This window comes from Salmonella sp. 2020_1395 (assembly GCF_043848115.1).
Classification (GTDB): domain Bacteria; phylum Pseudomonadota; class Gammaproteobacteria; order Enterobacterales; family Enterobacteriaceae; genus Salmonella; species Salmonella enterica.
Genome location: NZ_JBCMFH010000009.1, coordinates 131,305 through 156,134 on the forward strand (window position 1 = coordinate 131,305; position 24,830 = coordinate 156,134).

22 protein-coding genes, 1 tRNA gene, 1 pseudogene and 1 riboswitch are annotated in these 24,830 nt (G+C 53.2%); of the genes and pseudogenes, 11 read left to right on the top strand and 13 right to left on the bottom strand.

The features are described 5' to 3' along the window. The first annotated feature begins 127 nt into the window (after positions 1-127). Entirely contained in the window at positions 128-1,696 is a 1,569-nt protein-coding gene (locus ACH0WD_RS16375; RefSeq protein WP_000478462.1) for a methyl-accepting chemotaxis protein, read from the top strand. On the opposite strand, the gene ACH0WD_RS16380 is transcribed toward ACH0WD_RS16375, so the two are convergent. Further along, the gene (locus ACH0WD_RS16380) at positions 1,693-2,340 is read right to left on the bottom strand and encodes a PadR family transcriptional regulator (protein ID WP_001582501.1); all 648 of its coding nucleotides are present in this window, start codon (positions 2,338-2,340) and stop codon (positions 1,693-1,695) included. The two genes, ACH0WD_RS16375 and ACH0WD_RS16380, sit on opposite strands and share 4 nt — an antisense overlap. 231 nt (positions 2,341-2,571) lie before the next feature. Between ACH0WD_RS16380 and ACH0WD_RS16385 the strand changes: the two genes are divergently transcribed. Beyond that, complete coding sequence (locus tag ACH0WD_RS16385; protein WP_000213690.1) at positions 2,572-3,339, top strand: siderophore-interacting protein; 768 nt, start codon at positions 2,572-2,574, stop codon at positions 3,337-3,339. Between the two features lie 79 nt (positions 3,340-3,418). On the opposite strand, the gene ACH0WD_RS16390 is transcribed toward ACH0WD_RS16385, so the two are convergent. Continuing rightward, positions 3,419-3,494: transfer RNA gene (locus tag ACH0WD_RS16390), tRNA-Ile, on the bottom strand. 125 nt (positions 3,495-3,619) lie between these two features. On the opposite strand from ACH0WD_RS16390, the gene mug reads away from it, so the two are divergent. Further along, positions 3,620-4,126: a G/U mismatch-specific DNA glycosylase gene (gene mug / locus ACH0WD_RS16395; RefSeq protein WP_000237776.1), complete on the top strand. Its 507-nt coding sequence runs from the start codon at positions 3,620-3,622 to the stop codon at positions 4,124-4,126. A 123-nt stretch (positions 4,127-4,249) separates the two neighbouring features. On the opposite strand, the gene rpoD is transcribed toward mug, so the two are convergent. The 3 genes from rpoD to rpsU all read right to left on the bottom strand — a co-directional run bounded on the left by rpoD (position 4,250) and on the right by rpsU (position 8,443). Next, positions 4,250-6,232 (bottom strand): RNA polymerase sigma factor RpoD, encoded by a 1,983-nt coding sequence (gene rpoD / locus ACH0WD_RS16400; RefSeq protein ID WP_001120159.1) that lies wholly within the window; start codon positions 6,230-6,232, stop codon positions 4,250-4,252. Between the two features lie 14 nt (positions 6,233-6,246). After that, positions 6,247-7,992, bottom strand: coding sequence for a DNA primase (gene dnaG / locus ACH0WD_RS16405; RefSeq protein ID WP_000918865.1), 1,746 nt, complete (start codon positions 7,990-7,992; stop codon positions 6,247-6,249). Between the two features lie 235 nt (positions 7,993-8,227). Then, positions 8,228-8,443: a 30S ribosomal protein S21 gene (gene rpsU, locus ACH0WD_RS16410; protein WP_001144069.1), complete on the bottom strand. Its 216-nt coding sequence runs from the start codon at positions 8,441-8,443 to the stop codon at positions 8,228-8,230. A gap of 227 nt (positions 8,444-8,670) precedes the next feature. Here rpsU and tsaD point away from each other — a divergent pair, with 227 nt between their 5' ends. Beyond that, positions 8,671-9,684 (top strand): tRNA (adenosine(37)-N6)-threonylcarbamoyltransferase complex transferase subunit TsaD, encoded by a 1,014-nt coding sequence (tsaD, locus tag ACH0WD_RS16415; protein WP_001264394.1) that lies wholly within the window; start codon positions 8,671-8,673, stop codon positions 9,682-9,684. Between the two features lie 122 nt (positions 9,685-9,806). On the opposite strand, the pseudogene ACH0WD_RS16420 reads toward tsaD, so the two are convergent. Together ACH0WD_RS16420 and plsY are read right to left on the bottom strand one after the other, a co-directional pair. Further along, a pseudogene (locus ACH0WD_RS16420) lies at positions 9,807-9,950 on the bottom strand (fumarate hydratase); the annotation flags it as partial. Further along, entirely contained in the window at positions 9,934-10,545 is a 612-nt protein-coding gene (gene plsY, locus ACH0WD_RS16425) for a glycerol-3-phosphate 1-O-acyltransferase PlsY (RefSeq protein WP_001272784.1), read from the bottom strand. The gene plsY and the pseudogene ACH0WD_RS16420, both read right to left, overlap by 17 nt. A gap of 106 nt (positions 10,546-10,651) precedes the next feature. Between plsY and folB the strand changes: the two genes are divergently transcribed. Further along, complete coding sequence (gene folB / locus ACH0WD_RS16430) at positions 10,652-11,011, top strand: bifunctional dihydroneopterin aldolase/7,8-dihydroneopterin epimerase (RefSeq protein ID WP_000355776.1); 360 nt, start codon at positions 10,652-10,654, stop codon at positions 11,009-11,011. Positions 11,012-11,108: 97 nt separating this feature from the next. After that, complete coding sequence (gene bacA, locus ACH0WD_RS16435; RefSeq protein ID WP_001281933.1) at positions 11,109-11,930, top strand: undecaprenyl-diphosphate phosphatase; 822 nt, start codon at positions 11,109-11,111, stop codon at positions 11,928-11,930. 107 nt (positions 11,931-12,037) lie between these two features. On the opposite strand, the gene ACH0WD_RS16440 is transcribed toward bacA, so the two are convergent. Together ACH0WD_RS16440 and ACH0WD_RS16445 are read right to left on the bottom strand one after the other, a co-directional pair. Continuing rightward, a complete protein-coding gene (locus ACH0WD_RS16440; protein WP_000708447.1) occupies positions 12,038-13,279 on the bottom strand; it encodes a multifunctional CCA addition/repair protein in 1,242 nt (413 codons plus the stop codon). Between the two features lie 62 nt (positions 13,280-13,341). Beyond that, the gene (locus tag ACH0WD_RS16445; RefSeq protein ID WP_001125344.1) at positions 13,342-13,956 is read right to left on the bottom strand and encodes a TIGR04211 family SH3 domain-containing protein; all 615 of its coding nucleotides are present in this window, start codon (positions 13,954-13,956) and stop codon (positions 13,342-13,344) included. Between the two features lie 241 nt (positions 13,957-14,197). On the opposite strand from ACH0WD_RS16445, the gene ACH0WD_RS16450 reads away from it, so the two are divergent. From ACH0WD_RS16450 to hldE, 3 genes are all read left to right on the top strand, one after another. Continuing rightward, a complete protein-coding gene (locus ACH0WD_RS16450; RefSeq protein ID WP_000046217.1) occupies positions 14,198-15,499 on the top strand; it encodes an inorganic triphosphatase in 1,302 nt (433 codons plus the stop codon). A 117-nt stretch (positions 15,500-15,616) separates the two neighbouring features. Continuing rightward, positions 15,617-18,460: a bifunctional [glutamate--ammonia ligase]-adenylyl-L-tyrosine phosphorylase/[glutamate--ammonia-ligase] adenylyltransferase gene (gene glnE / locus ACH0WD_RS16455; protein ID WP_000188316.1), complete on the top strand. Its 2,844-nt coding sequence runs from the start codon at positions 15,617-15,619 to the stop codon at positions 18,458-18,460. Between the two features lie 47 nt (positions 18,461-18,507). Then, complete coding sequence (gene hldE, locus ACH0WD_RS16460) at positions 18,508-19,941, top strand: bifunctional D-glycero-beta-D-manno-heptose-7-phosphate kinase/D-glycero-beta-D-manno-heptose 1-phosphate adenylyltransferase HldE (RefSeq protein ID WP_000867682.1); 1,434 nt, start codon at positions 18,508-18,510, stop codon at positions 19,939-19,941. A gap of 159 nt (positions 19,942-20,100) precedes the next feature. Here the strand turns inward: hldE and ACH0WD_RS16465 are convergent, their stop codons facing one another. The 3 genes from ACH0WD_RS16465 to ACH0WD_RS16475 all read right to left on the bottom strand — a co-directional run bounded on the left by ACH0WD_RS16465 (position 20,101) and on the right by ACH0WD_RS16475 (position 22,718). Then, positions 20,101-20,160, bottom strand: a complete 60-nt coding sequence (locus ACH0WD_RS16465) for a type I toxin-antitoxin system Ibs family toxin (protein ID WP_111754053.1) — start codon at positions 20,158-20,160, stop codon at positions 20,101-20,103. Positions 20,161-20,399: 239 nt separating this feature from the next. Next, positions 20,400-22,079, bottom strand: coding sequence for a flotillin family protein (locus ACH0WD_RS16470; protein ID WP_000342880.1), 1,680 nt, complete (start codon positions 22,077-22,079; stop codon positions 20,400-20,402). 18 nt (positions 22,080-22,097) lie between these two features. Next, positions 22,098-22,718 carry an OB-fold-containig protein gene (locus ACH0WD_RS16475; protein WP_000171739.1) on the bottom strand — a complete coding sequence of 207 codons (621 nt, stop codon included), beginning with the start codon at positions 22,716-22,718 and terminating at the stop codon, positions 22,098-22,100. A 257-nt stretch (positions 22,719-22,975) separates the two neighbouring features. Between ACH0WD_RS16475 and glgS the strand changes: the two genes are divergently transcribed. Beyond that, on the top strand, positions 22,976-23,185 hold the full coding sequence (gene glgS / locus ACH0WD_RS16480; RefSeq protein WP_000928927.1) for a cell surface composition regulator GlgS: 210 nt from the start codon (positions 22,976-22,978) through the stop codon (positions 23,183-23,185). Positions 23,186-23,259: 74 nt separating this feature from the next. Here glgS and ubiK read toward each other — a convergent pair whose 3' ends face one another. Then, positions 23,260-23,556, bottom strand: a complete 297-nt coding sequence (gene ubiK, locus ACH0WD_RS16485; RefSeq protein WP_000566824.1) for a ubiquinone biosynthesis accessory factor UbiK — start codon at positions 23,554-23,556, stop codon at positions 23,260-23,262. Positions 23,557-23,688: 132 nt separating this feature from the next. Beyond that, positions 23,689-23,887, top strand: a riboswitch (FMN riboswitch). Between the two features lie 105 nt (positions 23,888-23,992). Here ubiK and ribB point away from each other — a divergent pair. Beyond that, positions 23,993-24,646, top strand: a complete 654-nt coding sequence (ribB, locus tag ACH0WD_RS16490) for a 3,4-dihydroxy-2-butanone-4-phosphate synthase (RefSeq protein ID WP_001076978.1) — start codon at positions 23,993-23,995, stop codon at positions 24,644-24,646. Positions 24,647-24,830 lie beyond the last annotated feature (184 nt).

The window sequence follows — 24,830 nt, forward strand, 5'->3', positions numbered from 1 at the left end:
TTCTGTGAACAATAAATATTACTTACTAATAATGTTCCGAAATAAAAAGCGATCAATATCATAAAGTTAGTAACATTATTGCCGATAAATCTTCCTGTATGAGGATATGCAATCCCAGGGAGAAAATATGTTTTTGCATAACATTAAAATACGTTCAAAATTATTTATGGCCTTTGGCTTATTCATTGTTCTCATGGTGGTGAGTTCCGCTCTGTCTTTGTTTAGCCTTGATCGGGCTAATACGGGTATGCAGGACATTATTACCAATGATTATCCCACCACGGTAAAAGCCAATCTGTTAATCGATAATTTTAATGATTTCATCATCGCGCAGCAGCTCATGTTACTGGATGAAGAGGGGCGCTGGAGCCAGAGCTCGCAGAAAGAACTCAGTGAGATAAGCCAGCGCATTTCGGCGCTACTGGATGAGCTTTCCAGGGAAAATAGTCACGATGCGGATTCACAGAAAATCATTAATGAGATCCGTGAAGCGCGCCAGCAATACCTGGAGTCCAGATTCCGTATTTTGAAAGATATTCAAAGCAATAATCGTCAGGCGGCCATTCAGGAGATGATGACCAGAACGGTGCAGGTGCAAAAAGTCTATAAGGACAAAGTCCAGGAACTTATCGCTGTTCAGGACGCGCAGATGCATGAAGCGAGCGTGCAGGTCAAAGAGGATTTTAAAAATAATCGGACGCTGTTAATCACTTTGGCGCTGATAAGCATCGCCGCCGGAGGCGTAATGGGATGGTATATTGTGCGTTCTATTACCCGGCCGCTTGATGACGCAGTACGCTTTGCCGAGGCGATTGCCGATGGCGATCTGACTCGTCATATCACCACCGACTATAAAGATGAAACAGGCGTACTACTGCAAGCATTAATGGCGATGAAAACGCGTCTGCTGGATATCGTACAGGAAGTGCAAAACGGTTCGGAGAGTATCTCCACGGCGGCGGCGCAAATTGTCGCCGGTAACCAGGATTTGGCGGCGCGTACGGAAGAGCAGGCCAGCTCGGTTGAAGAAACGGCGGCGTCGATGGAACAGATTACCGCCACGGTTAAAAACACAGCCGATCATACCAGTGAAGCGACCAAACTCTCTGCCGGCGCCGCCAGCGTGGTGAAAAACAATGGGGAGATGATGAATCAAGTGACGCAGAAAATGCGCGTCATTAACGATACGGCAAATCGTATGTCGGATATCATCAATATCATTGATTCTATTGCCTTTCAGACCAATATTCTGGCGCTGAACGCGGCGGTTGAAGCGGCGCGCGCGGGCGAACATGGGCGTGGTTTTGCCGTTGTCGCCGGAGAGGTTCGCCAGTTGGCGCAAAAGAGCGCCTCGTCAGCCAGTGAAATCCGTAATTTGATTGAAGATTCAACCAGTCAGACTCAGGAAGGGATGCACCTGGTGGAGAAAGCCAGCGCCCTGATTAATGGCATGGTAGATAACGTCGAAGAGATGGATGTGATATTACGTGAGATTGGGCAGGCCAGCCGCGAGCAAACTGACGGTATTTCGCAGATTAACAGCGCGATTGGCCTGATTGACGCCGCCACGCAACAAAACTCCTGCCTTGTGGAAGAGTCTGTTGCCGCCGCAGCGTCGCTGAACGAACAGGCGTTACATTTAAAAGAGCTGGTTAACGTGTTCCGCGTCCGCGAAGAGGACACGCAGCCCGCTTAATCCAGTTCGGCGATTTCCAGCGCCGCGCGATCAATCACGCCGATAATGCGTTTGATTTGCGCGTCGTTGATATCGCTGTGGTTTATCCGCAGATCCAGCACGGCCTTGAAGTTATCCAGCGCCCGCTTCATCTGCGGATTTTTACGTAACTCCATGCCCACACAACGGGCTTTTAGCCGCGCCTGAATATGCGTCAGATGTTCGCGATTTTCATCAAGCCATTGCGCGCCGTTCGCGGTAATCGCGATTTTTTTCCGCCCGCCTTCTTCGTCGCTAATCGTGATAAATTGCTGATCCTGTAAAAAATCCAGCGTAGGGTAGATCACGCCAGCGCTTGGCGTATAGCCGCCCCCCGTCAGGTTTTCTATCGCTTTAATCAGTTCATAGCCGTGGCTGGCGTCCCGGGTCAGGATATCAAGAATGACCAGCCGAAGTTCCCCGTGGCCAAAAAATCGCTGACGTCGACCACCGCCCTGTCCATGACGACCACAGCCGTGTCCGTGACGGTGTTCGCCGCCGCAACTGGCCTTCTCATGCTGATGCGCGCTATGGCAGCCTTCATGCTGATGTTCTCGATCTTTACAGCAGCCGTCGTGCTTATGATCCTGGTTTTTGCAACACCCTTCATGTTGATTTTGCATCATTGCCTCCTGCTTATTTAGATATATCTAATTTATATCTAAATGATGGGTTTTAGCAAGGGTAAAAGCCATTGTTGATATAATCTATTAACTTATAACATTTTATTCTAAGGTTATAGTTAGCGACGCGTTGCCAGAACACTATCAAAAAACAGTTGCATTTTTACTGATTAACAATCATTATCATTTAAAACTTTAATTTAGATATATCGTATTACTTCACGAAGGCAAAAAATGACGACATCATCCGCACGCTATCCACAGCGTGTTCGTAATGAACTGCGTTTTCGCGAGCTGACCGTTCTGCGGGTAGAACGTATTAGCGCAGGATTTCAGCGGATCGTACTTGGCGGCGAGGCGCTGGACGGTTTCACCTCCCTGGGCTTTGACGATCACACGAAAGTTTTTTTCCCTGAGTCAGGCTGTCGCTTTACGCCTCCGACAGTCACTGAGGAAGGTATTATCTGGGGGGAGGGCGTTCGTCCGGTCTCCAGGGATTACACGCCGCTGTATGATGAGGCGCGTCGCGAGCTGGCGCTGGATTTCTTTATCCACGATGGCGGCGTAGCCAGCCGTTGGGCAATGGAAGCCCGTGAAGGCGATACACTGACGATCGGCGGGCCGCGCGGTTCGCTGGTGGTGCCGGAAGATTATGCCTGTCAGGTTTATGTCTGCGATGAGTCCGGTATGCCTGCGCTGCGTCGTCGTCTGGAATCGCTTAGCCTTCTGCCTGCGCGCCCTGCGGTAACCGCGCTGGTGAGCATTCAGGATGCGGCATACCGCGATTATCTCGCCCATTTGACGGATATTACTGTGGAATATGTTGTTGGCGGCGATGAACAGGCAATACAAACGCGCCTGTCGCAGCTGACAATACCAGAATCAGACTATTTCATCTGGATTACTGGCGAAGGCAAGACGGTAAAACGTTTAAGTCAGTGCTTTGAAAAGGGGTTTGATCCACACCTGGTACGTGCGGCAGCCTATTGGCATCGTAAATAGCGGTATGGGGCGAGCCCTGTCAGAAACAAAAAAGCCACTCTTTAGAGTGGCTTAATTATATGATTTTAAAGCTAAAATTTGGTGGCCCCTGCTGGACTTGAACCAGCGACCAAGCGATTATGAGTCGCCTGCTCTAACCACTGAGCTAAGGGGCCGTGGCGGTGGATTATAATGTAACTTTACGCTGTAATCCAGCCGTAACCGTGCGGGTGCTGTTTTTATAAACAATGTGTTTTCAACCCGTTATACTTAAAGAACGTTGTATTGCTCAGGAGTAATAATGGTTAAGGACATACTGGCGCCAGGGCTACGGGTGGTTTTTTGCGGCATCAATCCGGGACTCTCCTCGGCGAATACCGGCTTTCCGTTTGCACATCCCGCGAATCGTTTTTGGAAAGTTATTCATTTGGCCGGTTTCACCGATCGACAGTTGAAACCGGAAGAGGCGGAAAAATTACTGGATTTTCGCTGCGGGGTAACGAAACTCGTCGATCGACCGACGGTACAAGCGACTGAGGTGAAGTTGCATGAATTACGTAGCGGCGGACGAAACCTGATTGAAAAGATAGAGGACTACCAGCCCGCGGCGCTGGCGGTGCTTGGTAAACAGGCTTTTGAACAGGGATTCAGCCAGCGCGGTATCGCCTGGGGTAAACAAAAGATCGCCATTGGCGCGACGATGGTGTGGGTGTTGCCGAATCCCAGTGGCTTAAACCGAATTAAAACGGAAAAACTGGTCGAGGCCTATCGCGAACTGGATCAAGCGCTCATTATGCGTGGGCTATAGCAATGGGGAATGAGGGCGCGAATACTCGCGCTGTGTAGAAATTCTGCAGGCCAAATAGGGCGCTTGCGCATGGCCTGATAAAAAAACGCCGCCTTGCGGCGGCGTTTATACGTGTGCGGCGAATTAATCGTCGAGGAAGCTGCGCAGCACTTCAGAACGGCTCGGGTGGCGCAGTTTACGCAGCGCCTTCGCTTCGATCTGACGGATACGTTCGCGGGTAACATCGAACTGTTTACCCACTTCTTCCAGCGTGTGGTCGGTGTTCATATCGATACCGAAACGCATACGCAGCACTTTCGCTTCACGAGCGGTCAGGCCAGCCAAAACGTCGTGAGTGGCGGCACGCAGGCTCTCGGTAGTGGCAGAGTCCAGCGGCAGCTCGAGGGTGGTATCCTCGATGAAATCACCCAGATGCGAATCTTCATCGTCGCCGATCGGCGTTTCCATGGAGATTGGCTCTTTGGCAATCTTCAGCACCTTACGAATTTTATCTTCCGGCATCAGCATCCGTTCAGCCAGCTCTTCCGGCGTTGGCTCGCGGCCCATCTCTTGCAGCATCTGGCGAGAAATACGGTTGAGCTTGTTGATGGTCTCAATCATATGCACCGGAATACGGATGGTGCGCGCCTGATCGGCGATAGAACGGGTGATCGCCTGACGGATCCACCAGGTTGCATAGGTGGAGAACTTGTAGCCGCGACGGTATTCAAACTTATCTACCGCTTTCATCAGACCGATGTTGCCTTCCTGAATCAGATCAAGGAACTGCAAGCCACGGTTGGTGTATTTCTTAGCGATAGAAATAACCAGACGTAAGTTCGCTTCAACCATCTCTTTCTTCGCACGGCGGGCTTTCGCTTCCCCGATGGACATTCGACGGTTGATGTCTTTCACCTGTTCGATGGTCAGACCGGTCTCTTCTTCAATCTGCCGCAGTTTTTGTAGACAGCGTTGCACTTCTTCCGCGACATCGTGCAGTTTTTCCGACCACGGTTTGTTCATCGCGATAGCGGCGTTGAACCAGGTTTCGCTGGTTTCGTTACCGGTAAACAGCGTGATAAAGTTCTTCTTCGGCATTTTGCACTGCTCGACGCAGAGCTTCATGATCAGACGTTCCTGGGTACGCACGCGATCCATCATCACGCGCATACTGTTGACCAGATAGTCGAATTGCTTCGGTACCAGACGGAACTGTTTGAACACTTCAGACAGCTTCAGAATCTCTTCCTGCGCGGCAGCATGGCTGCGGCCTTTCGCTTTGATGGTGTCGCGCGTAACGACGTATTGCGCGCGCAGCTCAGCGAATTTTTCGCGTGCCAGTTCAGGGTCAATGCTGTTGTCGTCATCGGCGGCGTCATCGTCGCCGTCTTCTTCATCTTCGTCTTCGTCATCATCCAGGTCTTCCTGGGAGAGTTCAGAACCGACGTGAGTTGCGGTCGGCGCCATCTCTTCTTCCGCGTTCGGATCGACAAAGCCGGTGATAAGATCGGACAAACGAGCCTCTTCAGCCTCAACGCGATCGTACTGTTCCAGCAGATAGGTAATGGCTTCCGGGTATTCGGCAACGGAGCATTGAACCTGGTTGATCCCGTCTTCGATACGTTTAGCGATGTCGATTTCGCCTTCCCGGGTCAACAGTTCAACAGTGCCCATTTCACGCATATACATGCGTACCGGGTCAGTCGTACGACCGATTTCAGACTCAACACTGGACAGAACTTGTGCAGCAGCTTCTTCCGCATCTTCATCGGTGCTGGTGGTATTTTCAGCCAGCAGCAGATCATCGGCATCAGGCGCTTCTTCCATTACCTGAATACCCATGTCGTTGATCATTTGGATGATATCTTCAATTTGATCTGAATCGACGATATCTTCCGGCAGATGGTCATTGACCTCAGCATAGGTCAGATAGCCTTGCTCCTTACCACGGGTGACAAGAAGTTTCAGCTGTGACTGCGGGTTTTGCTCCATAAGACGGTATCCACACTTATTCGTTTGATTGGTGTCGACGGTATAGCTGTCGACATTTAAAGCGAGGGCATACTTATATTTTGGCCGCTGCCTCTCACTGCGGCTGTCGGGGGCTTCCCGATCGATATGCGGCATTTAAGCCGTTAAATTCATTTTCTGGCCAGCTCCTGGTTTAACGTCCAGAGCTCTCGGCGTTCTTCGCTGCTTAAACCGTGAGTGCGATCGCGAGCGATCAGCTCTTCTTGTCGCAGTTGCAGCAGCGAATCAAACATATGGTTGAGTGAGTCGGTAAAGGTCTTTTCGGCAATCGCCTTATCTGCTATATCGTCCCACATCGATAATTTTTCAAGGGTCGCAGCATCATTTGTGCCACGGTAGAGTTCCAGAAGTTGTCCGGTAGTAAGACCTGGCTGAGCCAAACAAGTTTTGACCAATTCTTTAAATAAGCCAAGTCCAGGCAGCTTATTCTGATCCAGCGCGTCTAAGGGCGGCACTAACGGCGCGAGATCCGGATTTTGCACCAGTAATCCTATCAGTATACGCATGGTCGTGCGTTTTAGCTGCGGAGCCGGGCGGGAAACGCCGCTTTCCGCCTGTTTTGGCACTAAACGATCAAGCTGACTATCATCGAAAATGCCTAACTTCAGCCCCAACGTCTGGCGCAGCTGAATACGGTGCGCGTCGCCAGGCACCTGATTAATGAGCGGCAGCGCCAGCGCGGCTAACTGCGTGCTGCCATCCGGCGAGCTTAAATCCACCTGCGGCAGGAGGCTATTAAACAGAAACGTAGAGAGCGGCTGCGCCTGCTCCATCCGCGCTTCAAAAGCCGCCTTGCCTTCTTTACGCACCAGCGTATCCGGGTCTTCGCCGTCAGGTAAAAACATAAAGCGTACCTGCCGACCATCGGTCATATAAGGCATTGCTGTTTCCAGCGCTCTCCAGGCGGCATCACGGCCAGCCCGGTCGCCGTCGTAACAGCAAATCACGTTGTTCGTCGCCCGGAATAACATATGCATATGGTCTGCCGTGGTTGAGGTACCCAGCGAGGCGACCGCATAGTTAATGTCGTATTGCGCTAGTGCGACGACATCCATATAACCTTCGACCACAAGCAAGCGTTGCGGTTCAGCACTATATTGCTGAGCCTCATAAAGACCATATAGCTGGCGGCCTTTATGGAAAATGTCCGTTTCCGGAGAGTTAAGGTATTTCGGCGTGTCGTTCCCCAGAACTCGGCCGCCAAAACCAATCACCCTGCCGCGTTTGTCCCGAATAGGGAACATGACCCGATTACGGAAACGATCGTAAGTGCTGCCCTGCTCGTTATTGACCAGCATCCCGGCATCCAGCAACAATGCCTTGTTATCGCTGTTATTACCGAAGCGCTTTAACGCGTTATCCCAACCTGGCGGCGCGAAGCCAATGGCGAAACGCTGAATAATTTCAGCGCTCAGACCGCGCTTTTGCAGATAGTCACGCGCAGGTTTTGCCGCAGGATGGGTAAGCGACTGCTGATAAAAGTCATTCAGACCATTCATCAACTGATAGAGGTTTTGCCGTTGATGGCGCTCTATCTGGCTAAGCCCGGTGCCTGCTTCATAGGGAATTTCCAGGTTATGCATGGCCGCTAATTCTTCGACGGTTTCGACAAATTCGAGCTTGTCGTAATTCATCAAAAAGTCGATCGCATTGCCATGCGCGCCGCATCCAAAGCAGTGATAAAACTGTTTTTCACCGTTTACGGTGAAAGAAGGGGTTTTCTCATTATGGAATGGACAACACGCGTGATAGTTCTTGCCCTGTTTCTTGAGTTTTACGCGCACGTCGATCAGATCGACGATATCGGTTCTCGCCAGCAGGTCATTAATGAATACGCGTGGGATTCGTCCAGCCATATGCCCCTTTTATACACGTCATTCTTCAGGCTGCCGTAGTGTTGGCTACGTTCGCTCACCCCTGTCGCTGACTTGCGTAAGCGCCGGGGACTTGCTCTCTTGCCGCCTGGACGCAGCATGAATGATTTTGTGTATATGCTAATGCATAAACGAAAACAAGCCGCGCATTCCTTTCGGAAGCACGGCCTTACAACTACAACTCGATCTGAATTGAGAGCAGCCCGCTCTCAAAAGATTAGTACAGACGAGTACGGCGTGCGTTTTCGCGAGCCAGTTTCTTCGCGTGACGTTTCACTGCAGAAGCTTTAGCGCGCTTACGTTCGGTCGTCGGTTTTTCATAGAACTCACGACGACGAACTTCCGCCAGAACACCTGCTTTTTCGCAGGAACGCTTGAAGCGACGCAGAGCTACGTCGAACGGCTCGTTTTCACGTACTTTAATTACCGGCATGTGCCTCTCACCTTTGATTAATTCGGTTTGCCGCTGGCATCAACGCCAGCTTATTTCAAAATGGTGCGGAATTTTACTGCAATTGCTGCTGCTTTGTAAAGCACCGCGGCCTTTTTTGAAAGGGACTTTTATAAGGTGAGGGAGTATACACGAAGTCGGGACTGAGGGTATACATCCACCCGCATTCGACCTACACTGCGCGGTATTAGAGCGAGGTAAAACAAGTCATGCGTGTACTGGGTATTGAAACATCCTGCGATGAAACCGGCATCGCTATTTACGACGACAAAAAAGGTCTGTTAGCCAACCAATTGTATAGTCAGGTGAAATTACATGCTGACTACGGCGGCGTAGTGCCTGAACTGGCTTCCCGCGATCATGTGCGTAAAACCGTGCCGCTGATTCAGGCGGCATTAAAAGAAGCCGGTCTGACGGCGAGCGATATCGACGCGGTGGCCTATACCGCAGGTCCGGGCCTGGTCGGCGCGCTGCTGGTCGGCGCAACCGTCGGGCGTTCGCTGGCATTTGCCTGGAATGTGCCGGCCATTCCTGTACACCATATGGAAGGTCATCTGCTGGCGCCGATGCTGGAAGATAACCCTCCGGAGTTCCCGTTTGTGGCGCTACTGGTCTCCGGCGGACATACGCAGCTCATTAGCGTGACCGGAATTGGTCAGTACGAACTGCTGGGCGAGTCGATTGACGATGCCGCCGGCGAAGCGTTTGATAAAACTGCCAAATTGTTGGGGCTGGATTATCCTGGTGGCCCGATGCTGTCGAAAATGGCGTCGCAGGGGACGGCGGGACGTTTTGTCTTTCCGCGCCCGATGACCGATCGCCCGGGGCTGGATTTTAGTTTTTCCGGTCTGAAAACCTTTGCCGCTAACACCATTCGTAGTAATGGCGGCGACGAACAAACTCGCGCTGATATCGCGCGCGCTTTTGAAGATGCGGTCGTGGATACGCTGATGATCAAGTGCAAGCGCGCGCTGGAAAGCACCGGTTTTAAGCGTCTGGTCATGGCGGGCGGCGTCAGCGCTAACCGCACGCTGCGCGCGAAGCTTGCCGAAATGATGCAAAAACGCCGCGGCGAAGTGTTCTATGCGCGCCCGGAATTTTGTACCGACAACGGGGCGATGATCGCCTATGCCGGAATGGTGCGGTTTAAGGCGGGCGTTACGGCGGATCTTGGCGTAACGGTACGTCCGCGCTGGCCGCTGGCCGAGCTGCCGGCGGCGTAAAAGCGGAAAAAGGGGGCGACATCATGCCGCCCCAACGGATTTACAGCAAAACGATGGGCATCCACAACAGCCTGGAGACGATCAGCAGCACCAGGAAGATCAGGCCGAAAATCGCGCCTAACCACGCCAATGGTGGAAGGGTGACGCGCGGCGGATTCGATATGTACGCCCATCACCGAGCTATTGCCGGTTAACCCTTGTGAGCCGATCCCCAGACGGTTGAGGCCCTCTTCCAGACGCAGTTCCAGCTCAATCTTTCTGGCGTTTCTTTTTCAGCTTCGTCCAGATTTTCGTCTCCTGGCGACGCCACAGACGCTGGATGTTGTCATGATGGCGCAGCAAAATGAGACATGACAGCATCGATACCGGGAAGGTGAACTGCGGTTTAAACCACCAGACGTAAAACGGTGCAATCAAGGCGCTGACAATCGCCCCTAACGATGAATAACCGCTTAACAGGACCGTCAGCAGCCAGGTGCCAGCCATGACGCCGGTTAAATCCCAGCCGATGGGCGCAATGGCGCCAAACGCGGTTGCTACGCCTTTCCCGCCTTTAAAGCCAAAAAAGACCGGCCAGATATGCCCCAGACAGGCGGCGATAGCGATAAGCCCCAGCCAGAAAGGGGTAACGCCTAACGCATACGCGCCCCAGACGGGCAACATGCCTTTAAGGATGTCAAAAATAAGTACCGCGACAGCCGCTCCCTTGCCACCGATTCGTAATACGTTCGTCGCGCCCGGGTTGCCGGAACCGCTTTCTCGCGGATCGGGCAGCCCGGCGATGCGGCAAACCAGAATGGCACTGGAAATTGAGCCGCAGAGGTACGCGAAGAGGATCATTCCAGGCGCGATTGCACTCATAAGCTGTTCCGTATTGAAAGTGTCGTTTTATTTACTATTTCTGTGGATAATACGCACATTTCGCCGGAAGTGGTATCCGGGTTAGCCAAAAAGCAGGCAGGTCGTGATGGATATTGTATTTATAGAGCAACTTTCGGTAATCACCACTATCGGTGTTTACGACTGGGAACAGACTATCGAGCAAAAACTGGTGTTCGATATCGAAATGGCATGGGATAACCGCAAGTCGGCGAAAAGCGATGATGTCGCAGATTGTCTAAGTTACGCGGATATCGCCGACACGGTGATAAATCATGTTGAAGGCGGGCGTTTTGCTCTGGTCGAGCGTGTGGCGGAAGAGGTGGCGGATCTGCTGCTTAGCCGATTTAATTCTCCGTGGGTTCGCATCAAACTGAGCAAGCCTGGCGCCGTCGCGCGCGCGGCGAACGTAGGGGTAATTATTGAGCGTGGCAATAATCTGAAATAAAAATAAATAATTTTATATTTTTTAAACCAAACGGTTATATATGGGGTCTTAACGCGAGATCCATTTTTGCAGTGTTTTTCATTTTAGGGGTTTATTGATGAGCGATATGCACTCGCTGCTGATAGCGGCAATTTTGGGTGTGGTCGAAGGATTGACGGAGTTTTTGCCGGTATCCAGCACGGGCCATATGATTATTGTGGGTCATCTGCTGGGGTTTGAAGGCGATACGGCCAAGACATTCGAAGTGGTGATTCAACTTGGATCTATTCTGGCGGTCGTGGTGATGTTCTGGCGGCGGTTGTTTGGTCTCATCGGTATTCACTTTGGCCGCCCGCTACAGCGTGAAGGTGAAAGTAAAGGTCGATTAACGTTGATTCACATCCTGCTGGGCATGATTCCGGCGGTGGTGCTGGGGTTAGTCTTTCATGACACGATCAAGTCGCTATTTAACCCAATTAACGTGATGTACGCGCTGGTGGTAGGCGGTCTGTTGCTGATTGCCGCCGAGTGCCTGAAGCCGAAAGAACCGCGCGCGCCGGGGCTGGATGATATGACGTATCGTCAGGCGTTTATGATTGGCTGTTTCCAGTGTCTGGCGCTGTGGCCGGGCTTCTCGCGTTCCGGAGCGACTATTTCCGGTGGGATGCTGATGGGCGTCAGCCGTTACGCCGCCTCTGAGTTCTCGTTCTTACTGGCTGTGCCGATGATGATGGGCGCAACGGTTCTGGATCTCTACAAAAGTTGGTCATTCCTGACCGCAGCGGATATTCCAATGTTCGCGGTGGGCTTTGTGACGGCGTTTGTGGTGGCGCTGATCGCCATCAAGACCTTCCTGCAACTGATTAAGCGTATCTCGTTTATTCCGTTTGCGATTTACCGCTTTGTGGTGGCGGCTGCCGTTTACGTTGTCTTCTTCTGATGATTGACCGTGCCGGATGGCGGCGGCGTACCGCCTTGTCCGGCCTAACTGTTTTGTCGGTCTGATAAGCGCAGCGCCATCAGGCAATTTATCGTGCCGGATGGCGTTTAGCTGGCGGGGTTCGGGCAGCGCTTCTCTTTCCAGTTGGCGACCGCTGCAATTCGTCGCTTGGTCAGCTCCTCGCGAATCTCAATGCCCTTAAATCCGGCCTCCACCACCTCTTTCGTCGGTACCGCTTGGGCCACCTGCCAGGCTTCGCGCAGCCAGCGCCCCTGCGGGTAATCCGACGCTTCAAATCCGGTACGTCCACGGACATCGGCCTCGCTGGTCAGCGCAATCTGCTCGACGCGCTGCGGTTTACGCCATGCATCAATGGCGTCAAACAGCTTAACGATCGTTTTCGGCTGGAGTATCGGAAAGGTGTGGATCAGATCGTGGTATTCGGCGACCAGTTTAGCTAAATCACGCAGGTCATTGGGGACGCGCAAACGCTGGCATAACTGTTCGACCAGTTTCACGCCCGCCGGGCCGTGGCCATGATGGCGCGGCCAGAGGTTTTTCGGCGTTAAGCCTTTGCCCAGATCATGACAAAGCGTGGCGAAACGGACATCAAGCTGCGGACTGAGCATGGCGGCCATCGACAGCGTCATCAACGTATGAACTCCGGTATCAATTTCCGGATGCCACTTTGCCGGCGCGGGTACGCCAAACAGGGCGTCGATTTCCGGAAACAGGACGCGCAGGGCGCCGCAGTCGCGCAATACCTGGAAGTAAACCTGCGGATTGCGGGTGGTAAGCGCATTTTCCGTCTCTTTCCATACCCGTTCCGGCGTCAGATGTTCCAGCTCGCCTGCCGCGGTCATTTCGCGCATTAGCGCCAGTGTTTCATCGGCGATACGGAAACTAAGATGAGCGTAACGGGCGGCAAAACGCGCCACGCGCAATACGCGCAAGGGATCTTCGCCAAACGCGGGAGAGACATGGCGCAGTAGACGCGCCTCCAGATCCCGGCGCCCGTGGTAAGGGTCGATAATCTGGCCGTCATCGTCGCGCGCCAGAGCGTTAATGGTCAGATCGCGACGCTGGAGGTCGGCTTCCAGGGTAACGTCCGGCGCGGCATAGCAGGTGAAACCCGTGTAGCCGGAACCGGACTTACGCTCGGTACGCGCCAGCGCGTATTCTTCGTGAGTTTGCGGATGGAGAAACACAGGAAAATCACGGCCTACCTGCTGGTAGCCCGCATCAAGCATCTCCTGCGGCGTGGCGCCGACAACGACCCAATCTTTATCTTTAACCGGTAGCCCTAACAACGCATCCCGAACCGCACCACCGACCAGATAAATCTTCACGCCACTTTCCTTTTAAAAACGATCATCCTCTAATGATAAGACAGTGCCGCAGAGAAGGCGATTTAGTTCATCCAGCGGTCTTTGCGTTTACGGCTTGGGATCATATGCGGCAGCACCAGCCCTAACAGCAAGCCAATACCTAACACGCCGCCGCCATACATAAACCACTGCATAATAATGGTGCGCTGTTTGTCATCCAGCTGCAGATTCGCGGCGCTCACTTTTTTCTGCGCGACAATCAGCTCGTTTTTCAGCTTCTGGTTCTCTTCTTTTAGCCCGTTGATGACGCTGTCGCTTTGCGCCACTTTCTGCTGCATGTCGGCGGTGCGCTGATTCCACGTGGTATCAATATTGTTGAGTTTATCGGTCAACGTTTTGACCTGATTTTCCAGATCCGGCACGCGGGTACGCAGGCTTGGCGTAGTATTCAGTTCTTTTAACGGTATCCAGGCAGTACGACCAGAACTGTCTTTAATTTGACCATAGTTGGCATCGCTCTGTAAGAGCGTGACTTCCTCGCCGGCGTTGACGGTACCCACAAGGCGATAATTATCTCCCGGACCGCTGCGGACCCAGGTATTCAGTTCATCAGAAACGTAACGCGTCTCTTCAGCATGAGAGACGGCGGTGGCGCTAAGCGCAAGTAAAGTTAGTCCAATCAGGCGTAATTTTGGCATCAGGCTGTCGTTATTGTCAGAGAAAGTGGAACGATAGTAACGGCATCAGTGTCGCTACGCAAAGTAGTCGACATCAATCGGAATCATCTGTGTCGCCTTTGCCGCTACGTCAAACTTTTACGCCCGTCAAATTGCTCGTTGCATGGCAATTTGGCGCAAAATACTATCTACTGACAAAAATAATGCGGGTAAGTTCGCCAAGAATCTTCCCAGATGTGACATAACCCATAAGTACAAGGCCATGGCTCAGGAAATCGAATTAAAGTTTATCGTCAATCACGACGCCGTAGATGCGCTGCGAAATCATCTTCATACGCTCGGCGGCGAGCATCATGCGCCCAGCCAGTTGCTGAATATCTACTTCGAAACGCCTGATAACTGGCTACGCCGCCATGATATGGGGCTGCGTATTCGTGGTGAAAATGGGCGCTATGAAATGACCATGAAAATTGCCGGCCGGGTAACGGGCGGGCTGCACCAGCGACCCGAATACAATGTTGCGCTAAGCGAACCCGTGCTGGATCTGACGCAACTTCCGGCGGAGGTCTGGCCGGATGGCAAACTGCCTGTCGGCCTGGCATCAAGCGTACAGCCGCTGTTCAGTACCGATTTTTACCGGGAAAAATGGTGTCTGGACGTTGACGGCAGCAGGATTGAAATTGCGCTCGATCTCGGCGACGTAAAAGCGGGCGAGTTTGCCGAACCGATTTGTGAGCTGGAGCTTGAGTTGCTTCGCGGCGATACGCGCGCCGTGTTAAAACTGGCGAAGCAACTGCTGTCGCAAACCGGTTTGCGTCAGGGCAGTCTGAGTAAGGCGGCGCGAGGTTATCACCTGGCGCAGGGGAATGCGCCGCGAGAGAATACACCAACGACAATTCTGCGGACCGCCGCGAAAGCCACGGTAGAGCAAGGGCTGGAGGCCTCGCTGGATCTGGCGTTGTCACAGTGGCAGTACCATGAAGAGCTCTGGCTGCGCGGCGACGAGTCGGCGAAAGAACACGTGCTGGATGCTATGGGATTAGTGCGCCATGCCTTAATGCTCTTTGGTGGCATTGTTCCGCGTAAAGCGAGCGCTCACTTACGTGATCTACTTACCCAGGCGGAAGCGACGATGACATCCGCGGTGTCCGCCGTCACAGCCGTTTATAGTACGCAAACGGCGATGGCGAAACTGGCATTGACGGAATGGCTGGTGACGAAAGCCTGGCAGCCATTTCTGGACGCGAAGGCGCAGGCCAAAATGGCCGATTCTTTTAAGCGTTTCGCCGACATTCATCTTTCTCGTCATGCTGCTGAATTAAAAAAAGTTTTTGGACAACCGCTGGGTGATAAGTATCGCGATCAGTTGCCGCGTTTGACTCGCGATATCGACAGCGTTTTACTGCTGGCTGGGTATTATGATGCGATGATCGCGCAGGCATGGCTGGAGAACTGGCAGGGATTGCGTCACGCCATTATTACCGGACAACGTATTGAAATTGAACATTTCCGTAATGAGGCCATTAACCAGCAGCCGTTCTGGTTGCACAGCGGAAAACGATAATCAGAACCGTAGAAAGCGCCTGATGACGCTGCGCTTATCAGGCTTACGGTATGCGGACTTGTAGGCCGGGTCAGGCGAAATGCCGCCATCCGGCATTATTTAAAGGATATCCCCTAAATGACGCCGCTCTCTTCACCCTTATCGCAGTACTGGCAGACCGTTGTTGAGCGCCTACCAGAAGGATTTACTGAGACATCGCTTAGCGTGCAGGCGAAGTCAGTACTTACATTTAGCGATTTTGCGCTGGATAGCGTGATAGCGCATCCGGAGTGGCTTGCCGAACTGGAATCCGCATCGCCGCAGGCTGATGAATGGCGACATTATGCTGGCTGGTTACAGGAGGCGTTGGCAGGTGTCTGTGACGACGCCTCGCTGATGCGTGAACTGAGGCTTTTTCGTCGTCGCATCATGGTACGCATCGCCTGGGCGCAGACGCTGTCGCTGGTGGACGACGAGACTATTTTACAACAGTTGAGCCATCTGGCGGAGACGCTCATCGTGGGGGCGCGTGACTGGCTGTATGCCGCCTGTTGCCGCGAATGGGGAACCCCCTGTAACCCGCAGGGCGTTCCGCAGCCGCTGCTGATTTTAGGCATGGGCAAGCTGGGCGGCGGCGAGCTGAATTTTTCGTCTGATATCGATCTGATTTTCGCCTGGCCGGAACATGGCGAGACCCGGGGCGGGCGTCGTGAACTCGATAACGCCCAGTTTTTTACGCGTCTCGGGCAGCGGCTGATCAAAGCGCTGGATCAGCCCACAATGGATGGCTTTGTCTATCGGGTGGACATGCGCCTGCGACCGTTTGGCGATAGCGGCCCGCTGGTACTGAGTTTTGCCGCGCTGGAGGATTACTATCAGGAGCAAGGACGCGACTGGGAACGCTACGCCATGGTGAAAGCGCGGCTAATGGGCGATAACGACGACGCCTGGTCTCGTGAATTACGCGCCATGCTGCGGCCTTTCGTTTTCCGCCGCTATATCGATTTCAGCGTCATCCAGTCGCTACGTAATATGAAAGGGATGATCGCCCGCGAAGTACGACGCCGCGGTTTGAAGGACAACATTAAACTTGGCGCGGGCGGTATTCGGGAAATTGAGTTTATCGTGCAGGTATTCCAGCTCATCCGCGGCGGACGCGAGCCGTCGCTACAGTCGCGTTCGTTACTGCCGACGCTGGATGCTATCGCTGCGCTGCATTTGCTGCCTGAGAATGACGTGGCGCAACTGCGCGTGGCCTATCTTTTTCTACGTCGTCTGGAGAATCTGCTGCAAAGCATCAATGACGAACAGACGCAAACGTTGCCTGCCGACGATCTGAATCGGGCGCGGCTGGCCTGGGGAATGAAGGCGGAGAACTGGCCGCAGCTTGTTGGCGAACTGACGGATCATATGGCTAATGTACGCCGCGTATTCAACGAATTAATTGGCGATGATGAAGCCGATACCCCGCAGGAGGAAGAACGTTCAGAGCCGTGGCGTGAAGTATGGCAGGATGCGCTACAGGAGGATGATTCGACGCCAGTGCTGGCGCATTTAGCCGATGAGGATCGGCGACAAGTTCTGACCCTCATCGCTGACTTCCGTAAGGAACTGGATAAACGCCCTATCGGCCCGCGCGGGCGGCAAGTGCTGGACCAACTGATGCCGCACCTGCTTGCTGATGTCTGCTCTCGCGAAGACGCCGCTGTTACGCTATCGCGGATAACGCCGTTGCTGGCGGGGATTGTCACTCGCACTACCTATCTGGAGCTGCTGAGCGAATTTCCTGGCGCGCTGAAACACCTGATTATGCTCTGCGCCGCTTCGCCAATGATAGCGAGCCAACTGGCGCGTTATCCGTTGTTGCTTGATGAACTGCTCGACCCCGGCACGCTTTATCAGCCGACGGCTACCGACGCTTACCGCGACGAATTACGCCAATATTTACTGCGCGTGCCGGAAGAAGACGAAGAGCAACAACTGGAGGCATTACGCCAGTTTAAACAGGCACAGCTTTTGCGGATTGCGGCGGCGGATATTGCCGGTACGCTGCCGGTGATGAAAGTGAGCGATCACCTCACATGGCTGGCGGAGGCGATGATTGATGCTGTGGTGCAGCAGGCGTGGACGCAAATGGTTGCGCGTTATGGTCAGCCAGCGCATCTGGACGAGCGCCAGGGGCGGGGGTTTGCGGTTGTCGGTTATGGCAAGTTGGGCGGATGGGAGCTGGGCTACAGTTCCGATCTGGATCTCATCTTCCTGCATGACTGTCCGATGGACGTCATGACCAACGGCGAACGCGAAATCGACGGGCGGCAGTTTTATCTGCGCCTGGCGCAGCGCATTATGCATCTGTTCAGTACGCGCACCTCCTCCGGCATTTTGTATGAGGTGGATGCGCGTCTACGCCCCTCTGGCGCGGCGGGAATGCTGGTGACTTCAGCGGACGCGTTTGCCGATTATCAGCAGCATGAAGCCTGGACCTGGGAACATCAGGCATTGGTACGCGCTCGCGTGGTATATGGCGACCCGCAGCTTACCTCACAGTTTGATACGGTGCGCCGCACTATCATGACGACGGCGCGCGACGGCAAGACATTGCAGACTGAAGTGCGTGAAATGCGCGAGAAAATGCGGGCGCATCTCGGCAATAAGCATCGCGATCGTTTTGATATTAAAGCTGATGAAGGCGGTATTACGGATATTGAGTTTATCGCGCAATATCTGGTACTGCGCTACGCTCATGAAAAACCTAAATTAACGCGCTGGTCTGATAACGTGCGCATCCTGGAGCTTCTGGCGCAAAACGGCATTATGGATGAACACGAAGCGCAGGCGCTGACGGTAGCCTACACCACACTGCGTGATGAACTGCACCACCTGGCGTTGCAGGAGCTTCCCGGTCATGTGGCGCAGACATGTTTTAGCAAAGAGCGCGCGCTGGTGCAGGCAAGCTGGCGGAAGTGGCTGGTAGCCGTTTGAATTATGCTATTATCGCGCGCAAATTTTGAATCTCTCAGGAGACAGGAATGAAAGTAAATCTGCCAGCGTTTGAACGTGCAGGCGTCATGGTTGTGGGTGATGTAATGCTGGATCGCTATTGGTATGGCCCCACTTGCCGTATTTCACCGGAAGCGCCGGTGCCCGTGGTTAAGGTAAATACCGTTGAGGAACGCCCGGGCGGCGCGGCGAACGTGGCGATGAACATTGCGTCTCTGGGAGCGAACGCCCGTCTGGTCGGCCTGACGGGTATTGATGACGCCGCGCGCGCGCTGAGCAAAACGCTGGCGGAGGTCAATGTGAAGTGCGACTTCGTTTCTGTGCCGACGCATCCGACGATTACCAAACTGCGCGTGCTATCACGTAATCAGCAGCTCATTCGTCTTGATTTTGAAGAAGGCTTTGAGGGGGTGGACCCGCAGCCGTTGCATGAGCGTATCAACCAGGCGCTGGGATCGATCGGCGCGCTGGTATTGTCCGATTATGCCAAAGGCGCTCTGACCAGCGTGCAGACTATGATTTCCCTGGCGCGCCAGGCGGGCGTGCCGGTGCTCATCGATCCGAAAGGAACGGATTTTGAACGTTACCGCGGCGCCACGCTGCTGACGCCAAACCTTTCTGAATTCGAGGCGGTCGCGGGGAAATGTAAAAGCGAAGACGAACTGGTTGAACGCGGCATGAAGCTCATTGCCGATTACGACCTTTCCGCGCTGTTGGTCACGCGTTCCGAACAGGGAATGACGCTGCTGCAACCGAATAAAGCGCCACTACATATGCCGACGCAGGCGCAGGAAGTTTATGATGTTACCGGTGCGGGCGATACGGTGATCGGCGTGCTGGCGGCGACGCTGGCGGCGGGAAATACCCTGGAAGAGGCGTGTTATTTCGCCAATGCGGCGGCGGGCGTAGTGGTAGGTAAACTCGGGACGTCAACGGTTTCCCCTATTGAGCTGGAAAACGCAGTGCGCGGACGCGCGGATACCGGCTTCGGCGTTATGACCGAAGAGGAGTTGAGACAGGCCGTCGCCAGCGCGCGTAAGCGTGGCGAGAAAGTGGTCATGACCAACGGCGTTTTCGATATTCTGCACGCGGGCCATGTCTCTTATCTGGCGAACGCGCGCAAACTGGGCGACCGCCTGATTGTTGCGGTCAATAGTGACGCCTCGACTAAACGCCTGAAAGGCGAAAGCCGTCCGGTTAATCCGCTCGAACAGCGTATGATCGTGCTGGGCGCGCTGGAGTCAGTCGACTGGGTTGTCTCTTTTGAAGAGGATACGCCGCAACGACTGATTGCCGGTATTCTGCCGGATCTGCTGGTAAAAGGCGGCGACTATAAGCCGGAAGAGATCGCGGGCAGCGAAGAGGTCTGGGCCAACGGCGGCGAAGTCATGGTGCTGAACTTCGAAGATGGTTGTTCCACGACCAATATCATCAAAAAGATCCAGACCGAGAGCGAGAAGTAAAACCGCGTCATCAGGCGTTACAGACGCTGCGGGCGCTGATTTTGAAGGCGCGTCGGACATTTTGTTTCGACGCGTATCTCGCGGTTGACGCTGCTTTTTTTTCGACCTAAAGTAAAGGAATAAGGGTGAGAGGGGATCTCTCCCCCCTCTGATTGGCTGTTAGTAAGCTGCGAAACTTATCAGTAACAGAACAATCAGTATGATGACCTGTTGCATCATAACCCTTTCCTTATTAAAGCCCCTTCCTCGGGAGGGGCTTTCCCGTTTCAGCCCCTTGCTGACATCGCGATTGTTGGTGAGTGGCCTGTCTGGCGCAAGGGCTTTCTCCCGCCGATTTTGCGTTACTGGATCGCCCACGCAAAATGGCCTGCTGGTCATAACGCTTTGTACAGACAAGGTGGAAAAAAGATAAAAAAATCCCCGGCCTTATGGCCAGGGACAGGAGATATAGCGGGGGGTTATTGCTCTTTTACCGTTGCTTCGCGATTAATCTCATCCGTTGCCGATGAAACCAACGGCGTGGTCAGCGCCTTTAGCGAGCCGCCAGCGATGCCAATCTCGTTTAACAGCGAATCGATCAGCGGCGCCTGGGTACGATAGGTGAGCGCGGCAGATAACGCTTGTTCCGCCAGGTTTCCCCCGTTAGCGCCGCCAGCGGCGACGTCGCCCACCGTCGCGCCGCGATTGAGGCCATCGACCTGAATAATCTTAATGCCGTCGATGGATTTCATCGGTTCAACAGACTTCTCAATAACAGCAGGCAACGATTGTAAGAGCGCTAGTTTAAATTTGAGGCTGGTTTGTTCGTCAGAAAGCACGTTGATAGCGTCATTCAGCGCCCGTTGCGCTTCGGCTTCCGCCAGACCTTTTTTACGCGTTGCTTCCGCCAGTTCGATGATGGCGGCGGCTTGCAATTCTGCCGCTTCTTTCTCTGCTTTTGCCCGAACGGTCAGTTCGACCGCTTTGGTTTCCGCATCCTGCGCCGCGGCGATCAGAGCGACCTGCTTGGCGCGATCCGCTTCGGCGGTCTGGCGGGTGGTTTCTACGTTTTGCTGGGCGCGAACCGCATCGGCCAGCGCGTCGTTGGCGCGCGCTTCTGCTTGTGATTGCTGCTCGGATTTGGCGGCAATGGCGATAGATTTCGTCTGGTTGGCGATTTCTGTCACCTGTTGCTGTTCGATCTCTTTAATACGTACTTCACGCTCGGCCTCAACTTTCCTGGACCGTACTGCTTGCTCACGTTCGATCTCCGTCTCCTGGATCTGCCGCTCAGCAAGAATGCGCGTCTGTTCTGCTTCACGATGGCGCTCGGCCTCAAAAGCGGCAATTTTAGCGTTTTGTTCGGCGGTGCGGGTTTTAACTTGTTGCTCCTGCTCCAGAGTCATAAAGGCTTCTTGCTGCTCGATTTCCAGCTTGCGCTCAAGCGCGTCGCGGTTCTTTTCGCGCACCGCCACTTCCACATCCTGTTCCACTTCATTACGTTCACGACGGCGGCGTTCGGTTTCCTGCGTCAGTTTCGTCAGACCTTCGGCATCAAAGGCATTGTTTGGATTGAAATGCTCTTTGGACGTTTGGTTAAAGTTGGTTAATGAGACGCTTTCCAGCTCCAGGCCGTTTTTCGACAAATCTTCCGCAACGGTGTTTTGTACGCCCTGAACGAAGTTTTCACGCGTATCCTGTAGCTCATGCATCGTCATCTGGGCTGCGGTAGCGCGTAAGGCGTCAACGAATTTATCCTCAACCAGCATACGAAGATCTTCCGGTGACAGCGTTCGCTGGCCAAGCGTTTGTGCGGCGGTGGCAATACCTTCAACAGAGGGTTTTACACGCACGAAGAAAGCAACGACCACGTCAACGCGCATACGATCTTTGGTGATCAGGCTGTCGACGGTAGCACGGCTGACTTCAAGTTTTAGGGTATTCATATTGATCGGAATAATTTCGTGAAAGATTGGCATCACAATAGCGCCGCCGCTCATCACCACTTTTTGCCCGCCAAGCCCGGTACGGACAAACGCCTGTTCCGCAGATGCGCGGCGATAGAGGCGAGCAAAAATGATCCCGATAATTAGTAAGACGATAACCGCAACGATGGCGGTAAACATCCATGATGGCAATATGCCAAAAACATCATCCATTATGTAAGTTCCTCTCAATTAGACATAGAAGGTACGCTCAGCCAAATAACGCGTTGCGGAAAGTCGGCAGACAATCAGCACCTTGTCTCCTTTTTTAAATTCTTTTCCCTTTTCGGGTTCCAGCAGTAAATAGTGAATCTGGCCGAACTTATCGGTAAATTTTCCTTCGCAAGGTGTACCGGCGACGGCGGCGTGGCCGGTAATAATCGCCATGCCGCCGATAAATTCCTCTTCCCGGAGGGCGGAGCTTTCATCTCTGGGTAGCCAGGGCGCGAGGATTTTTCCGCTGTAATGCACGGCAAAGACCGACAGGACAATGCTCAACGGGACCAGCAGCAGATTGCTGAGCGGCGCTTGCCAGAGCATGATCCCGCCATGCTGGATGAGGATGCCGAAGAGGCCGAAATAACCGGCCAATAGACAGAGGACGACCAGGGCGGGAACGCGTCCAATATTCAGATAATGAAGCGCCTGGCCCGCAGGGCCGGATGACAGGGCATCATAATGATCGAGATGGGCGTCGAGCGCGCCTGAAAGAAAGTGGCCAAAAATCAGAGAAATCATCTCCAGCACGCCGATAAAGAAAACGAACGCGATGGCAAACAGATAGGGGCTGTTATACTCCGCAAATAAGGTCATATTTTCTATCCTTGTCGCCGCCTTCAGAAGGGTGTTCGCGTGATAATTTTCATGCTTGTTATTTCATTGCGTTACAATATCATGTGACCCATATCTCCTTAAGTCCGAAAAGCGATTTATCCGTCGTTATCTTTGGTGAATATTGTGATTTTGCGCATTAAATTTGCGCACGTTATGTATAAAACCGCCGTACATATAGGGAAATACTGAAATTAGAAAAAGCATATAGCCTTAACAGAATTCAATAACTGGAGGGTATGCTGATGAACAACAATAACGTCTATTCATTAAATAATTTCGATTTTCTGGCGCGCAGTTTTGCCAGAATGCAGGCGGAGGGGCGTCCTGTTGATATTCAGGCGGTAACCGGCAATATGGACGAGGAGCACCGCGACTGGTTTTGCAAGCGTTACGCGCTTTACTGCCAGCAGGCGACTCAGGCGAAAAGGTTAGAATTAGAACACTAATGCCGGCTCCCTTATACAGGCGCAGGGCATTATTCAGATCTTATATGAGCGGGCCGTCAGGCCCGTTCACGTTTTTACTCTTGTGGATCGACTGGCGGAATGGCGGGCGCAGGTTTTACTTCTTCAGGCTTGTCGCGAGCTTCCAGTTCGCTGAGGCGTTGCTCCAGCAGTGCCAGTTTTTCCCGGGTGCGCAGCAAGACCTGAGTCTGGACATCAAACTCTTCGCGGCTCACCAGATCGAGACGCGTCAGCTGAGATTGCAGCGTTTGACGGATTTTTTTCTCGATATCTTCCCCGAACTCGCGAATGCCTTTCGGCATTGACTCATGAACCTGGCGTGCGATTTGCTCAATTTTTTTCGGGTCAATCATTGTGGTTTCCCTGAACTGGTAAGTGTTAGCTCTTATTGTAGTGCGATATGTGGACGCCATAAACCAGAATTGTGTGACGTCATACGGAGTAAAGGCGTTGATGAAGGTAATCAATAGCGTTATAGTTAACCCGCTTATTCTCAGGGCGGGGCGAAATTCCCCACCGGCGGTAAATCAGCGATGTTTAACGCATTTCTCATCACGGCGCGCCGTGACGGAACGCGGAGAGCAGGTTGAAAGCCCGCGAGCGCTTTTTGCCATAGCGAAAAGGTCAGCAGATCCGGTGTAATTCCGGGGCCGACGGTTAAAGTCCGGATGGGAGAGGGTAACGATCCAGTCGGGCATGGACCCGCTCACGTTATTTTTTTGCCGCTTGTCGGCACTCCTAAGACTGCCCTGATTCTGGTAACCATAATGTTAATGAGGTTTTTTTACCATGAATCAGACGCTACTTTCCTCTTTTGGTACGCCTTTTGAACGTGTTGAACTTGCACTGGATGCGCTGCGTGAAGGACGCGGTGTGATGGTGCTTGATGATGAAGATCGTGAAAACGAAGGCGATATGATTTTCCCCGCAGAGACGATGACCGTAGAACAGATGGCGTTAACCATTCGTCACGGTAGCGGTATTGTTTGCCTGTGTATTACTGAAGACCGTCGTAAGCAGCTCGACTTACCAATGATGGTGGAAAACAACACCAGCGCCTACGGCACCGGTTTTACCGTGACCATTGAAGCCGCAGAAGGCGTGACCACTGGTGTTTCCGCCGCTGACCGTGTCACTACGGTGCGTGCGGCAATTAAGGATGGCGCAAAACCGTCCGATCTTAACCGTCCGGGGCACGTTTTCCCACTGCGCGCTCAGGCGGGCGGCGTGCTGACGCGCGGCGGTCATACGGAGGCGACCATCGATCTGATGACGCTGGCCGGTTTTAAACCTGCAGGTGTACTGTGCGAGTTGACTAACGACGATGGGACGATGGCGCGCGCGCCGGAGTGTATCGCGTTTGCAGGCCAGCATAATATGGCGGTAGTCACGATTGAAGATCTGGTGGCTTACCGCCAGGCGCATGAGCGCAAAGCTAGCTGATCGAACGGATCATGGTTGAAAAAAGCCGATGAGATGTCATCGGCTTTTTTGTATTCCTTGACCCGTCCTGAATAGCGTTGACACGTTCCAGACTTAAATCCGGAGAACGTGATGATGACTGAGTTCAAACGCACCCAACGCGATTATCCTCTATCCTTTAAAATAGCCGTCGTTGAGCAGGTCG

Excerpts from the sequence above, each read along its gene's own strand:
- ACH0WD_RS16385 (WP_000213690.1), top strand. The coding sequence starts at position 2,572 with ATGACGACATCATCCGCACGCTATCCACAGCGTGTTCGTAATGAACTG.
- ACH0WD_RS16475 (WP_000171739.1), bottom strand. The coding sequence starts at position 22,718 with ATGACCTTATTTGCGGAGTATAACAGCCCCTATCTGTTTGCCATCGCG.
- ribB (WP_001076978.1), top strand. The coding sequence starts at position 23,993 with ATGAATCAGACGCTACTTTCCTCTTTTGGTACGCCTTTTGAACGTGTT.
- bacA (WP_001281933.1), top strand. The coding sequence starts at position 11,109 with ATGAGCGATATGCACTCGCTGCTGATAGCGGCAATTTTGGGTGTGGTC.
- glgS (WP_000928927.1), top strand. The coding sequence starts at position 22,976 with ATGCTGATGAACAACAATAACGTCTATTCATTAAATAATTTCGATTTT.
- mug (WP_000237776.1), top strand. The coding sequence starts at position 3,620 with ATGGTTAAGGACATACTGGCGCCAGGGCTACGGGTGGTTTTTTGCGGC.
- folB (WP_000355776.1), top strand. The coding sequence starts at position 10,652 with ATGGATATTGTATTTATAGAGCAACTTTCGGTAATCACCACTATCGGT.
- dnaG (WP_000918865.1), bottom strand. The coding sequence starts at position 7,992 with ATGGCTGGACGAATCCCACGCGTATTCATTAATGACCTGCTGGCGAGA.
- ACH0WD_RS16380 (WP_001582501.1), bottom strand. The coding sequence starts at position 2,340 with ATGATGCAAAATCAACATGAAGGGTGTTGCAAAAACCAGGATCATAAG.
- tsaD (WP_001264394.1), top strand. The coding sequence starts at position 8,671 with ATGCGTGTACTGGGTATTGAAACATCCTGCGATGAAACCGGCATCGCT.
- plsY (WP_001272784.1), bottom strand. The coding sequence starts at position 10,545 with ATGAGTGCAATCGCGCCTGGAATGATCCTCTTCGCGTACCTCTGCGGC.
- rpoD (WP_001120159.1), bottom strand. The coding sequence starts at position 6,232 with ATGCCGCATATCGATCGGGAAGCCCCCGACAGCCGCAGTGAGAGGCAG.
- ACH0WD_RS16375 (WP_000478462.1), top strand. The coding sequence starts at position 128 with ATGTTTTTGCATAACATTAAAATACGTTCAAAATTATTTATGGCCTTT.
- glnE (WP_000188316.1), top strand. The coding sequence starts at position 15,617 with ATGACGCCGCTCTCTTCACCCTTATCGCAGTACTGGCAGACCGTTGTT.
- ACH0WD_RS16450 (WP_000046217.1), top strand. The coding sequence starts at position 14,198 with ATGGCTCAGGAAATCGAATTAAAGTTTATCGTCAATCACGACGCCGTA.
- hldE (WP_000867682.1), top strand. The coding sequence starts at position 18,508 with ATGAAAGTAAATCTGCCAGCGTTTGAACGTGCAGGCGTCATGGTTGTG.
- ACH0WD_RS16445 (WP_001125344.1), bottom strand. The coding sequence starts at position 13,956 with ATGCCAAAATTACGCCTGATTGGACTAACTTTACTTGCGCTTAGCGCC.
- ACH0WD_RS16470 (WP_000342880.1), bottom strand. The coding sequence starts at position 22,079 with ATGGATGATGTTTTTGGCATATTGCCATCATGGATGTTTACCGCCATC.
- ubiK (WP_000566824.1), bottom strand. The coding sequence starts at position 23,556 with ATGATTGACCCGAAAAAAATTGAGCAAATCGCACGCCAGGTTCATGAG.
- rpsU (WP_001144069.1), bottom strand. The coding sequence starts at position 8,443 with ATGCCGGTAATTAAAGTACGTGAAAACGAGCCGTTCGACGTAGCTCTG.